This is a genomic window from Halodesulfovibrio sp. (assembly GCF_015482765.1).
In the GTDB taxonomy this organism is placed as follows: Bacteria; Desulfobacterota; Desulfovibrionia; order Desulfovibrionales; family Desulfovibrionaceae; genus Halodesulfovibrio.
This window is the reverse complement of record NZ_JADMLB010000061.1, coordinates 49,381-62,180: the sequence shown is the minus strand read 5'-3', so window position 1 is coordinate 62,180 and position 12,800 is coordinate 49,381. Positions and strand designations below refer to the sequence as shown.

Below are 12,800 nucleotides of genomic sequence, written 5' to 3'. Positions count from 1 at the left end.
ATGATCCGCAGTCGTTCCTTACGACTCATACTCGCTGCTGCGCTTACTCTTACTATTATCTGTCCTGCCTTTGCAGGTCACGGAGAAGTAGAATCCCCTAAAAAAGGTATTCTGCTTGTAGCATTCGGTACATCCGTACCTGAAGCCCGTGTCTCTTTAGAGAACATTGGTGAAAAAGTTGCCAAAGCATTTCCGGACACTGAAATTCGCTGGGCATACTCCGCAGCAATCATCCGTAATAAAATTAAGCGCACTGAAAACATGAACGTTCCTTCCCCTGCTGCCGCCCTTGCACAGATGGGCGATGACGGATTCACTCATGTTGCAGTACAGTCCCTGCACACCATTCCAGGACAAGAATTTTCAGATCTTACTAAGACTGCAAAAGCGTTTGACGGTATCCCTAAAAGCATAAGCCACATTTCTATTGGCACTCCGCTGCTCACGTCTCCGCACGACTTAGCTGCAATGGCAAAAGTTCTGCCTGCGACTGTTCCAGCTGATCGTAAGAAAAACGAAGCAGTAATCTTTATGGGGCATGGCACTCACGATCCGGGCAATATCTACTACCCGGGACTTGCAACCTACCTTCAGGAAGAAGACTCCAACATCTACGTTGGTACTGTTGAAGGATACCCTGCTCTCGATAACATCATCCCTAAGCTGAAAGCCAAAGGAATTAAAAAAGTTTGGCTTATGCCTCTGATGTCTGTTGCCGGCGACCACGCACGCAACGATATGGCTGGCCCTGAAGACGACAGCTGGAAGTCTATTCTCACAAAAGAAGGCTTCAACGTTAAAACTGTCCTCAAGGGTACAGGGGAATATGATACTGTTGTTGCCCAATGGGTAGCACACCTTAAAGAGGCCTTTAAGGCTCTGGACTCAATGTAATTATGACTGGAACAGCAGACATCGCTCAGCGCCGCTTCAAACGCAGCGTCTTCTTTGCAGGCATCACAGCTGTTGCCTGTGTGGTGTCTGCTGTTCTGGCTTCAGCATACGGGCCGCTCGATATTTCGCTACAACAAACACTCGATACACTGGTTCACCATATTTTTACCGGAATTCAGGGCGTTGAAACGACTAACTCTATTGTTGTGTGGGAAATTCGATTCAGCCGGATTATTCTGTCCTTGCTTATCGGCAGCGGACTAGCAGTTGCCGGAACCGTTTTTCAAGGAATCTTGCGAAACCCCTTGGCTGATCCGTTCACCATAGGTGTTTCCAGTGGAGCTGCCTTCGGAGCTTCTGTCGCAATATTTTTTGGATTTTCCGGTACAGTGCCCTACCTTGCCGGACTAGGCATTGTACCTTTTGCAGCTCTAACCGGAGCGCTGCTCGCCCTTGGAGCAGTCATAACTCTGGGTAGTATGGGCGGACAGTTAAAACGTGACGCACTGGTACTTGCCGGTGTTGTTGTGGCTACCTTCCTCGCAGCTCTTATTTCTCTGGTAAAATCTCTTGATGAAGATTCTGTCGCATCAATTGTTTTCTGGATCATGGGAAGCCTGCAAGGTCGAACTTGGCAGCACGTTCAACTTATCCTTCCTTGGTACGCAATCGGAATGGCTATCATCTGGCGATTCTCGAGAGAATTGGACATCCTGTCTCTTGGAGAAACACAGGCACAACAATTGGGCATGAACGCAAGCCGTGTCCGACTCTGGTTACTTGTGGGAGCCAGTATGATTACCGGCGCATCAGTCGCAGTGTCCGGCGTTATCGGCTTTGTAGGTCTTGTCGTGCCGCACCTTGTCCGACTTGTTCAAGGCGGAGAACACCGTCCTCTGCTTGTCAGTTCTGCTTTTATCGGAGGCTTGCTCCTTCTCTGGTCTGATGTACTTGCGCGCACAATTTTACCGGAAGGTGCAGAGCTTCCCGTAGGAGTTGTTACCGCACTTCTCGGGGGACCTTTCTTCTGCCTGCTTCTCCATCGAACAATGAAACGGAGCAGCAGATAATGTCTGCACGCATTGCCATAGAAAATCTTTCTGCCGGATACGGAAAAACACCAGTCCTGCACAATGTCTCTTTGTCGATTTCCAAGGGTGAAATGGTAGGGCTGCTCGGGCCAAACGGAAGCGGAAAAACAACGCTTCTTATGTCACTGTCCGGTGTGCGTAAACCACTTGAAGGTTCAGTATCTCTGAACGGTACAAACTTGCTGCAAATTCCGCCCAAAAAAAGGGCGGCACAGGTAGCTTCTGTTCCCCAATATACAGGAGAAACACCTGATATTGAAGCTCTTTCGTTGGTACTTATGGGACGTTACCCATATATTTCTGCGCTTGGTGGCTACAGTGATCATGACAAGAAGATTGCCCTTTCCTGTATGCAGGAAACAGCTACATATGATTTTGCGTACAGATCAGCGCGGGATCTTTCTGGCGGAGAATTTCAACGAGTACTTATCGCCCGTGCGCTTGCACAACAGGCAAAGACTATACTGCTGGACGAAGCAACATCCGGTCTGGATATTGCCAGAACAATTGAAATTTTTGACCTGCTGAAACAACGCCATAACAATGGTACTACCGTTGTTGCAGCCATACATGACATCAACCTTGCCGCTCTGTACTGCACCCGCCTTGTGTTCCTCAAGCAGGGGCATGTCATTCTTGACGGTACTGTCGACGATGTTTTTACCGACGAAAACTTAACAACAATTTATGACACACCAATCCATACATTCAAGCATCCGGTTACCCATGCGCCTCAAGCTTTTTTTACTCCCGGTTCTGCTGCTGCTTTTAACAGGCACAGCACTGGCGAATAAAAACTCATCGGAACCCCGCCCCGCACCTGTCAAAATCGTAGACGATCTTGGCAGGACGATTGAGTTGCAACGCCCTGCAACTCGAATCATCGCGTTGTATGGAGCTTTTAACGAAATGTTGTCCGAGCTGGGAAAAGAAGATGTCATCATTGCCCGTACTAAGGCAGATACGTTGCCGCCTTCTATTCTTGCCAAGCCGTCTATCGGCACTCACATGCGTCCCAATCCGGAACTTGTGGCGGGGCTAAAGCCGGACATTGTCCTTCAAATGGGAGGAAGGAAAAAGGCTCTGGAATCTGTCACCATGCTTGAACAGCTTGATATACCGGTTGCTTTCTTCTCCATCACAACCTTTGAAGAACTTTTTTCTGTAATCAAGCGCCTCGGCACGCTTACCCATGCCGAAAAACAGGCAGAACGTGTCTGCAACACCCTGCAAGCACGGCTTGATCATGTTCAACAGCAACTTTTAGTCGTTGAACACAAGCCATCTGTTTTCTTTGAGGTACGGTATCCAAACCTACTCGGTGCAGGAACCGCCTCTATTGTTAATGATATTATCAACCATGCAGGTGGCATCAACAGTATGGATGCCTCTGTAAAATTGGTTCGCATAAACGAAGAGGAAGTCATCAAGCGTAATCCGGAAGTGTACCTTATTCAAAAAGGTGCCATGAATCCGAATCCTCAGCCAATACAAAGCCGCAACCATTTTCGCACCATCTCTGCTGTGAAAAACAACCGCGTCTACGTTATTGATGAATCCAGCTACTCCCGCCCCGGCCCACGTGCGGTTACCGCGGTAGAAGAGCTGGCTACGCTGCTGCACCCGACACGAATGCAACCGGCTTCCCATAGTTCAGGAGACATGTAATGCCCGCTTCTTTTGGCACACTTTACGGCATCGGGGTCGGCCCCGGTGATCCAGATCTGCTCACCATAAAAGCCACTAAAGTTTTGGCTGATGTTGATATTGTTCTTGCTGCGTCATCCACAAAAAACGACTACTCTACGGCTCTCTCAATTGCGCAACCGCATATGCAGAATGATGTAGAAGTAGTACACCTAGGCTTCCCGATGACTCGTGATGAAAAGGTTTTACTCAAGGCGTGGGAACACAATGCGAAAGTTGTTGCTGACCTGCTGAAACAGGGAAAAAACTGCGCATTTCTTACCCTTGGCGATCCTCTTATCTATTCAACATTCGGCTACCTCAAACGAACTCTTGAAGCCATTGATACCTCGTTTGAAATTTCTGTTATTCCGGGGATCACATCATATCAGGCATCAGCAGCCCGAACCGGAACCATTCTTTGCGAATCTGGGGAAAACTTACTGCTTGCTTCCGGCGTACGTGCAACTGAAGATACAAAAGAACTGCTCCGCCATGTGGACAACGCTGTTATCCTGAAGACATATAAAAACTTTGCAGAACTCAAAAGTCTTCTTCAGGAAACAAACAGAAAAGATGCTGCAATCTTCATATCACGCCTTGGAATGGATGGAGAAATCATCGCTCGTAATATTGATGATGCCCCAGAAAAACCACACTACTTTTCTCACATGCTTATTCCGGTCGAAAAGTAACAGTACTCTTCGCACCGTATGTATTTCCTAAAAAAGGCTGCCGTGTTTCTTCACGGCAGCCTTTTTCTCTATATTTCCTACTCCACTTCCTGAAGCTTACTCCAATCTGTAGTATACTTAGGGGACAAGTTCTCCTGCTTCATCTTCCACGGCTGCCCAAGCCCCTCGGCAGCTAACTGCACCGTCCCGCGTCCAAATTTTTTGTTAATGGCATCTGTAACGTGCATCAACTTTGCTTCAAATTCGTTCTGCTTCTGAGCTTGCGGGGAAGTAACTTCCAACAACGAGCCCTGCTGATTATGCGGTGATTCCAATCCGGAAAGCAATACTCCTACCTTCTGATATTGATGTCCTTCCCGAAACATTTTCCGCAACATTTCAGAGGCATGATGTACCAGAAGCGGTGTGTAATCCGTCGGCTTATCTAATGTGTAAGAACAATACTCAGCATGCAGATCGCCGGGACGATGTTTACTGGTTTTGATGAATACTGAAATTGTTGTTGCTAATAATCCATCACGACGTAACTTTTCCGCTGCACGGACAGTATAAGCAACAGTCGCCTCCTGCGCATGGCTCTTCTCGGTAACAGGCTTTCCGAATGACCGTGATGAACGGATACTCCGTCGCGATGCAGGAGCATCATCCAAAGCTATGGACGATATCCCCCGAAGCTCCAGCCCCGTGTACAATCCGGTAACTGTCAGCATTTTTTGCAACCACTTATTCTCTCTGTCCCGAAGTTGCCGAGCGGTGGTAATTCCATAACGGTTCAATTTTTCAGCAGACTTTCTTCCAATCCCCCAAATATCCGTTACCGGAACTGTTTCAAGTAATCTATCAACCTGCTCCGGCTTCTCCCATATATCGGAAATACTAAATACTCCTGAAGAGTCAGAAATCGTCTTACAAAAATGACTCGCAATCTTCGCCAACGTTTTGGTAGGCGCAATACCTATAGAAACAGGAATTCCTGTCCACTGATACACCGTCTGTCTTATATGCCTTGCATACTCTGTAAGATTATATGTGGAAAATCCGTCCAGCCTTAAAAATGCTTCATCAATAGAATACACCTCCATATCGGGACAAAACGTCCGGAGAGTATTCATAACTCTATTTGAAAGATCGCCGTAGAGCGCATAGTTTGAAGAAAATACAGTAACATTATTGCGAAGAAGAAAACTTTTTTGCTTAAAATACGGCGCTGCCATTTTCACTCCGAGAACTTTCGCCTCGTTCGAACGCGAAATAATGCAGCCATCATTATTGGAAAGCACAACAATCGGCTTTCCTTTCAAGTCAGGACGAAAGACCCGCTCGCAAGAACAGTAGAAATTATTGCAGTCTACCAGTGCGTAAACGGCCTTACTCACTTTTGTTTCCTGAGAGAATGAATAACTGACGTTGCAACACCCCACACTTCAAATTCTTCATTGTGTGTTACTTCAACGGGCTTGTACTGCGGATTATCCGGCATCAGGGCAACTCTACCATTTCGCTGCCACAACCGCTTAACCGTCAAAGCGCCATTAAGCACAGCAACAACTATTGAATTATGACTGGCGGATACCGAACGATCAACAACAAGAATATCGTTTGAATGAATTCCCGCGCCCGTCATTGAATCACCTTTCACCCGTAAAAAAAATGTTGCCGGAGCGTTATTTACAAGCAGTTTGTTTAAATCCAATGCACCGTCCAAATAGTCGTCCGCAGGGGAAGGGAATCCAGCATGAGCACAAGAAGTGTGCATCTGCCCGTATCCTTCAGGTGTAGCGCTATTTTCTGGAAAATCTGTTTTTCTTCTCATATATGTACCTCTCTTCACACGCTGCAATTGCAGCCTGACTCTATGTACCGTAGAATACGCAAGTGTTACCGTGCATGCGAGTGCAACGAGGGCATATGTACATATTCACTTTTACACAACCGTACTTATGAAAAATTTATCTATTGCTTCTTTCGATCCCCGTTTAAAAATCATTCTAGCTGCCACCGTCGGGGTGCTTACATGGCACGTACCTGTCTACGCTCTTTCTGCATATGCATTCTGCGTTCTTTTACTCGGCATTACCAGTAAAGCACATGTAACCATGGGGTGGCGCGCCATAGCGACCTACTGCTATTTCATTCTGCTCTGGGCGGGAATCAAGTTTGCACTGGACTGTACACCGTTGCTTAAAGGCATCACTCCCAATTATTCCGAAGCGTTACAAGCCGCCGGCATACTTGCTTTGCGGTTGAGTATCCTCATTGGTATCGGCATGTTGTTAGCGACTACCAGCTCAGCACGACAGCTAGGTCTGGCACTCTCATGGTTTCTGCGTCCAGTTCTCGGAAAACGTAGTTGGGAACCGGCGCTCAGCCTTGCTCTTATGATCCACTTTATCCCGCTCATCCAAAAAACTTTCTCCCAAGTATTGCAGGCGATGGAACTACGCAATCCTCCACGCTCCAAGTGGCAACGCTTTCTCCTTATTCCTCAAGCGGTGCTGCGAATTTGCGCCCAAAAAACCTGGACACAAACCATTGCTGTTGCCGCACGGAAGCTGGACACTCCTGAAGCATGGAACGTCTCTTTCCCGCTTCGTCTGCATGACGTTATAATTTTTCTTTTCCTTACTATTGCTGCAACAGCGCCCTTTATTTTGATGCAAATGTAATTTGAGCTTTTTTTTATCAACTGCCTGTTTTATCAAAGTCCTTACTTATTTGGAGCACGTTTTATTTGAGTTAAAACTATTTTGATCTATTTTTTATTTGACACTCAAATATTATGAGCGTAGTCCTTTTTTACCAAAAAAAATTAAAGGACTTTTTATGCTGTTTGATTCTGTATTTATTATGGCGCTACAAAGTGCGCTTGCTCTTGGTTTCATCCACGGCATCAACCCATGCGGCCATTCATGGCTGGTGCTTGCTCCTTTTACGTATGGCGCAAAAAGTGGAAAACACGTCTTTTCTATTACTTCAGGTTTTATTCTAGGCACCACACTCGCCTGCCTTGCCATTGGTTTTTCTCTCGGCTCTATTTCATTGGCAATTCCTGCATCATTTAAAACTATTGTCGATCTAGCTACAGTAGCAATCCTCATTGTTTTAGGGCTAATCCTCATTATTAAGCCGCATCTCTTACACAGCCATGACCACGATCATGATCATGATCATGATCACAGTCATCACCATGATGATCACGCTCATCACACGCATGGCAGCAAATGCTGCGGTAATCACGCTCCCGGTGATCCTGCCTGTTGCAGCTCACATCACCATGAAGAGCTACAGCCCATCATAGCAGGAAACACTGCAATGACTGCCGCGCCTGCTTTCGCTCTGGGGCAACCTGTAAGCGCTGCCACAACAAACCAAAGTGCCTTTGTGCTGGGACAGAAGGTAAGCACAACAAAAAAAGAGCATACACATAACCACCATCATGGTTGCGGGTGCTCTTCCAGTAGTAAAATTACAAAAGTTACATTTTGGGGGCTGACAGTTTTTGGCTTCCTCAATATGATTGTCCCTTGTCCAACAGTAGCAATTATGTACAGCTACGGTTTGGATTCAGGTAGCATCCTGAAAAGCACACTTGTATTTTTAAGTTACGCTCTTGGCACAGGATTAACACTTTCCGCTGTCATTTTCGCAATTTATAAAGCAACAAACGCACTGAATGCACTCAATAAACCGTGGATTGAACCGCTTGTTATGCGAACTGCGGGAGTGCTGACAATAGTGTTTGCTGTATATTCATATTTAGCTGACACAAATATGATCTAAAGGAGATCAGTGATGGAACTTGATGAGTTGAATCACGCCATAGTGGAGTTCTACGAAAAATTATCCTCTTGGGAGCATGATGTTGTACGCGAAAAAGGGCTTACCCTTCCGCAAATTCATGCACTGGAGATTCTCGGCATTCACGAATCCATGCGAATGAAAGAACTCGCAAACTGGATGGGCACCACAACCGGCACTCTCACTGTGTTGATCGACCGCCTGGAAAAGAAAGACTACGTTCGCCGTTGTCCGCACAAAACCGACCGTCGCTCCATCATTATTGAGCTTACTGATACAGGCAGACAAATGTTTCTTGAGCATGATAAGCTGCACATGCAATTAACTGAAACCATGGTATCTGATCTTTCTCAGGAAGAACGTCAGTGCCTGCACCGCTGTCTGGAGAAAATGAACAAGGCGTTTTAATGCACTGGGCTGAACTCGTTGCCATTGCTGTTGCACTATCTGTTGATGCTTTCGCTGTTGCGATTGCCGCGGGTGTTCGTCTAAAAGACGCAGGAATAGGTCAGACTCTAACTCTGGCTGGGCAATTCGGGTTCTTTCAGGCCGCCATGCTTATCATCGGCTGGCTTGCCGGTGATTCACTTAAATCTTATCTGGCAACATATACTCATTGGGTCGCTTTCGGGCTTCTTACATGGGTCGGTGTCAAAATGATTATCGGAGCAGTAAAGCACCCTGCACACCAAAAAGTAGCAGAGCGCTATGATCCGACAAAAGGCGCTTCACTCATCATGCTTGCAATAGCAACATCGCTTGATGCGCTGGCAGTCGGCTTATCACTTTCCGTTTTAAACCATGTTGTATGGTTCCCAGCCTTCGTTATCGGCGGAACTGCAGCATTGTTCACACTCGCAGGATTACAGATTGGAAAACTTATCGGCGCTACTTCAACTCTCGGTAAATATGCTGAGATTTGTGGAGGAGTTGTCCTTATACTCCTCGGACTAAGAGTCGTATTTTAAGACACTTCCCAGCCGGTACTATTGCAGTACAGACTAGAACGATAAGTACAAAAAAGCCGACCTTTATAAAAAGGCCGGCTTTTTTTATCTTTATAGTAAGCAAGAAGACCACAGCGCTATACCGCTATTGCTTCATTTCTTCTGTAAGCGAACGAAGCTCCAGAACCATTTCCTGCAAATCTTCAACAGCTGCATTCGCTGCCCCGAGAGTATGAACACCCTCATCAGTGATTGTGCTGATTTCTGAAGAGGCTTTGCTAATCTGTTCCGAAGTTGCAGACTGCTCCTCAGTAGCTGTCGCAATCGCGGTTATTTCGCTTAACGCTTCATCCATCATATGTTTAATAGATACAAGCAGCTCACCGGATGCTTCAGCCTTGGCAGTGCCTTCACTTACAGCCGCTACAGCTTTTTCCACACCTTCAGCAACGCTAAGGGTAGAACTTTGAATACTGCTGACAGCCTCGCCGACTTCACGGGTCGCCGTCGTTGTTTTTTCGGCAAGTTTGCGAACCTCATCCGCAACAACAGCAAACCCCTTACCAGCCTCGCCGGCACGCGCCGCTTCAATAGCTGCGTTAAGAGCAAGCAGGTTAGTCTGATCTGCAATATCCGAAATTACACTGATAACGTTTCCGATGTCATCAGCATGTTTCCCAAGACCGGCCATCTGTGCATTCAATTCCTCAGCTTCACTGTTCACTTTGCCAATAGCATGAATAGTTTCAGTAACAACTGCGGAGCCTTCATCCACACGTTCGTTGCAAAGCCCAGTACTGGATGCTGCGTTGCTTGCATTCTTAGCAACTTCTAAAACAGTAGCATTCATTTCTTCAACAGCAACAGCCGTCTCTGAGGCACGCTCCTGCTGAACATGAGCACCGCTCGTTGTTTCAGAGATACGGGAAAGCAAATTACCCGCTGCTGCTTCCAGCGACACTGCCACTGCGTCAACTCTATCCGCAACTTCAAGTGTCGCTGTATGCTGCTCAGAAATACGCGCTTCAGCATTACGAATTTCAGTCAGATCGTAATATAATCCAAAAGCACCCAATGACTTACCGGACATATCATAAATCGGTGTAACAGTGTAATAAGTAACAAGCTTACTACCATCAAGCCTTGAAAGGGAACCCTCCTCACGGGTCTCTCTTCCTTCTCGGACAGCCTGAAGTAGCCGCGTATCTACATTATCATCACCAAAGAATACATCACCGGAAGTTTTACCAAGATAGTCCTCCGGTTCACCGTTTCTACCGAACAGCTCAAGAAGCTCTTTATTCATGAACGTGAAGCGGTTTTCAGTATCAACAACTCCACATGGGAAGTTGATGCCCTGAAGAACACCTTGCGACATGCCAAGCTGTTCCTTTAAATCAACAGACATCTTTTGAAGATGCTCAGCCAGCAAATTCAACTCATGGCGGAATGAACCTTCCAGTTGAGCCTCAAAATCACCGGAAGCAATTTTCTGAGAATAAACACCCAGAGAACCTAACGGAATTGCAAAGAACTTTCGGATATTAATCAGTAAAATAAGCGCAGCCGCCAAAAGGGTCGCCGCACCGATACCTATAATGATGTTACGTTGCATATTCGCAGTAGTAACAAGCTCTTCACGAGGAACAGTGGTACTAATATACCAGCCGGTCTCCTTGTTTTTGACAAACCGTTGCGATTTTTCCACCCCTTTATACAAGTACGTGAAGAAATTCTTTCCGCCAGCTTCTGTGGCTACAATTCGATCAAAAACAGAAGAACGTTTAAAAATAACTTTAGGGTTCGGATGAGCAACGATAGTACCCGTGGCATCAATTAAATATGCATAGCCGGATTTCCCGAAAGAAACTGAATCAATATACCGCTCACTAAAGTTGCCTATGTCTGCAAAAACAACGACTCCACCAATAAGAGAATCGTCAACAAAATCATACAGGCGGGCGCCCATACCAATAAGACGTTCCCCAATAACGTCATCAGACATAACCTTTTGCGTTACGTACTGTTCAGCACTGCCATCTAACAGCTTTGCTTTCCATAACGCTGCACGTTCAGCATCTCCATTTAAAGAAGGACCACTGCGGGTGACCCCGGAGGTAATTTCACCCTTCTGGTTAAAAACAAAGACAGCCTCAACATCCTTATTCAACTTGAGAATATTTTCTAAAAGCTTGCGCCCTTCCTCTCCTTCAACCCATGCGCTGTTAATAACATCTTCATGACCGGAAAGGTATGTAACAAGTGAATGAATGTTAGCAGTAAACTGCATTAAAGAGGTATCTGCCAGCACCGTTTCTCTATCCATTGCCTCCAGCTGAATCTCTTCAACTATCTCTTTAGTTGAAGAGGAAACATACAGAACAATGCACAGAATCGAGACAGAAACGATGAGTAAAACTGTAGCAACAAGTTCAGTAGCAATACTTTTTATGCGCACATCAAACCCCTATTTTAGCCAATAAGACTTGAAACCCCAACATAGTCGACTCTCTCTGAATACTTAGAATCCGGAACATTCAATCAATATGAGAAGTTGCAGCAATTGCTGCCTTATTTTGCTATTCCGCACCATGCGGGAAGTCAGCATTATGAAGCAGCACTCTCATATTTAGTTATTCAGCTAGAGAAGCGTATCGAGTTCTTATCGGACAAGGGGAGTAAAACTTTACGCAATAAAAGTGAATACATACTGTATGTTAGAAGATTTTAACTCCTACTTCTTAAAGTAAGCGATAAATTCCTGATTACCCTTTGGCCCTTTAATGCTTGAAGGAACAACGCCAAGCAGAGTCAATTTAAGTTCATTTATTGCAAAGCCTGTAACGTCATCAATCGCCTGCTGATGAAGAGCAGGATCACGCACAACGCCCTTTTCAGTCATGCCCGGACCAAGCTCAAACTGAGGCTTAATAAGCATTGCCAACTCACCGCCATCACGCAGCAACGCAACGCACGGAGGAAGGATCAGTTTAAGAGAAATAAATGAAACGTCGCCCACAACAAGATCAAGTGGTTCTGGAATCACAGTTTCATCAATATTTCGAAGGTTAGTTCGCTCAAGGTTAATGACACGATCATCCTGACGAAGCTTTTCATGCAGCTGGCCGTAGCCGACATCAACAGCATAAACTTTCTTCGTGCCATGCTGGAGGAGACAATCCGAAAAACCGCCCGTGGAAGCACCGGCATCCAAAGCAACCTTTCCGGAAGGATCTATCCCGAAATGTTCGATCGCGGTGAGCAACTTGTACGCCCCACGGCTAACAAATCGTTCAACACCTTTAACTTCGAAAAGTGATTCTAAATCCATCTTCTGTCCCGGCTTTATAACCGGCTCAGGATTTCCGTTTCGTATAACGTACACTTGACCCGCCATAATCAGGCGTTTCGCCTTCTCGCGGCTATCTGCCAGACCCGCATCAAAAACAAGTTGATCGGCTCGTTCTTTTTTTGCCATGTTATTTGCCTTGACATTGAAGCAAGGGAAGCATACGCACTCCTTGCCGGTTATAATTACAAGATGGCGCAGGACATCTTAGACTGCGACGAGTCGGCTATGTATAAAACCATAGGCACACGACTCGGTAAAAATTTCTTTGCACCTCGGCATGTACGAAAATACTTCATTCACCCTGAGGCATGCAGACTAGTTAAATGCATTTTATGAT

General features: G+C 46.0%; 13 protein-coding genes. 9 read left to right on the top strand and 4 right to left on the bottom strand.

The window, feature by feature from the left end:
* The 5 genes from QZY95_RS10875 to cobI are packed head-to-tail and all read left to right on the top strand — an operon-like array spanning position 1 to position 4,366.
* Positions 1–894, top strand: coding sequence for a sirohydrochlorin cobaltochelatase (locus tag QZY95_RS10875; protein WP_290923343.1), 894 nt, complete (start codon positions 1–3; stop codon positions 892–894).
* 2 nt (positions 895–896) lie between these two features.
* Positions 897–1,964, top strand: coding sequence for an iron ABC transporter permease (locus QZY95_RS10870; protein WP_290923341.1), 1,068 nt, complete (start codon positions 897–899; stop codon positions 1,962–1,964).
* On the top strand, positions 1,964–2,779 hold the full coding sequence (locus QZY95_RS10865; RefSeq protein WP_290923339.1) for an ABC transporter ATP-binding protein: 816 nt from the start codon (positions 1,964–1,966) through the stop codon (positions 2,777–2,779). Before QZY95_RS10870 ends, QZY95_RS10865 begins: the two co-directional genes overlap by 1 nt.
* Positions 2,712–3,653: an ABC transporter substrate-binding protein gene (locus QZY95_RS10860; RefSeq protein WP_290923337.1), complete on the top strand. Its 942-nt coding sequence runs from the start codon at positions 2,712–2,714 to the stop codon at positions 3,651–3,653. The genes QZY95_RS10865 and QZY95_RS10860 overlap by 68 nt, the downstream gene beginning before the upstream one ends.
* Entirely contained in the window at positions 3,653–4,366 is a 714-nt protein-coding gene (gene cobI, locus QZY95_RS10855) for a precorrin-2 C(20)-methyltransferase (protein WP_290923335.1), read from the top strand. The genes QZY95_RS10860 and cobI overlap by 1 nt, the downstream gene beginning before the upstream one ends.
* 77 nt (positions 4,367–4,443) lie before the next feature.
* Here the strand turns inward: cobI and QZY95_RS10850 are convergent, their stop codons facing one another.
* Both QZY95_RS10850 and umuD read right to left on the bottom strand, forming a co-directional pair.
* On the bottom strand, positions 4,444–5,742 hold the full coding sequence (locus QZY95_RS10850) for a Y-family DNA polymerase (protein ID WP_290923333.1): 1,299 nt from the start codon (positions 5,740–5,742) through the stop codon (positions 4,444–4,446).
* The gene (gene umuD / locus QZY95_RS10845; protein ID WP_290923331.1) at positions 5,739–6,179 is read right to left on the bottom strand and encodes a translesion error-prone DNA polymerase V autoproteolytic subunit; all 441 of its coding nucleotides are present in this window, start codon (positions 6,177–6,179) and stop codon (positions 5,739–5,741) included. The genes QZY95_RS10850 and umuD overlap by 4 nt, the downstream gene beginning before the upstream one ends.
* A gap of 127 nt (positions 6,180–6,306) precedes the next feature.
* Here umuD and QZY95_RS10840 point away from each other — a divergent pair, with 127 nt between their 5' ends.
* The 4 genes from QZY95_RS10840 (at position 6,307) to QZY95_RS10825 (ending at position 9,132) form a co-directional block, all read left to right on the top strand.
* On the top strand, positions 6,307–7,032 hold the full coding sequence (locus tag QZY95_RS10840) for an energy-coupling factor transporter transmembrane component T (protein ID WP_290923329.1): 726 nt from the start codon (positions 6,307–6,309) through the stop codon (positions 7,030–7,032).
* 157 nt (positions 7,033–7,189) lie between these two features.
* Positions 7,190–8,146, top strand: a complete 957-nt coding sequence (locus tag QZY95_RS10835; protein ID WP_290923327.1) for a sulfite exporter TauE/SafE family protein — start codon at positions 7,190–7,192, stop codon at positions 8,144–8,146.
* Positions 8,147–8,158: 12 nt separating this feature from the next.
* Positions 8,159–8,572 (top strand): MarR family transcriptional regulator, encoded by a 414-nt coding sequence (locus tag QZY95_RS10830; RefSeq protein ID WP_290923325.1) that lies wholly within the window; start codon positions 8,159–8,161, stop codon positions 8,570–8,572.
* Positions 8,572–9,132, top strand: a complete 561-nt coding sequence (locus QZY95_RS10825) for a manganese efflux pump MntP family protein (protein ID WP_290923324.1) — start codon at positions 8,572–8,574, stop codon at positions 9,130–9,132. The genes QZY95_RS10830 and QZY95_RS10825 overlap by 1 nt, the downstream gene beginning before the upstream one ends.
* A gap of 124 nt (positions 9,133–9,256) precedes the next feature.
* On the opposite strand, the gene QZY95_RS10820 is transcribed toward QZY95_RS10825, so the two are convergent.
* Together QZY95_RS10820 and QZY95_RS10815 are read right to left on the bottom strand one after the other, a co-directional pair.
* Positions 9,257–11,569, bottom strand: coding sequence for a methyl-accepting chemotaxis protein (locus QZY95_RS10820; protein WP_290923322.1), 2,313 nt, complete (start codon positions 11,567–11,569; stop codon positions 9,257–9,259).
* A 276-nt stretch (positions 11,570–11,845) separates the two neighbouring features.
* Positions 11,846–12,589, bottom strand: coding sequence for a TlyA family RNA methyltransferase (locus tag QZY95_RS10815; RefSeq protein ID WP_290923320.1), 744 nt, complete (start codon positions 12,587–12,589; stop codon positions 11,846–11,848).
* Between the last annotated feature and the right edge of the window lie 211 nt (positions 12,590–12,800).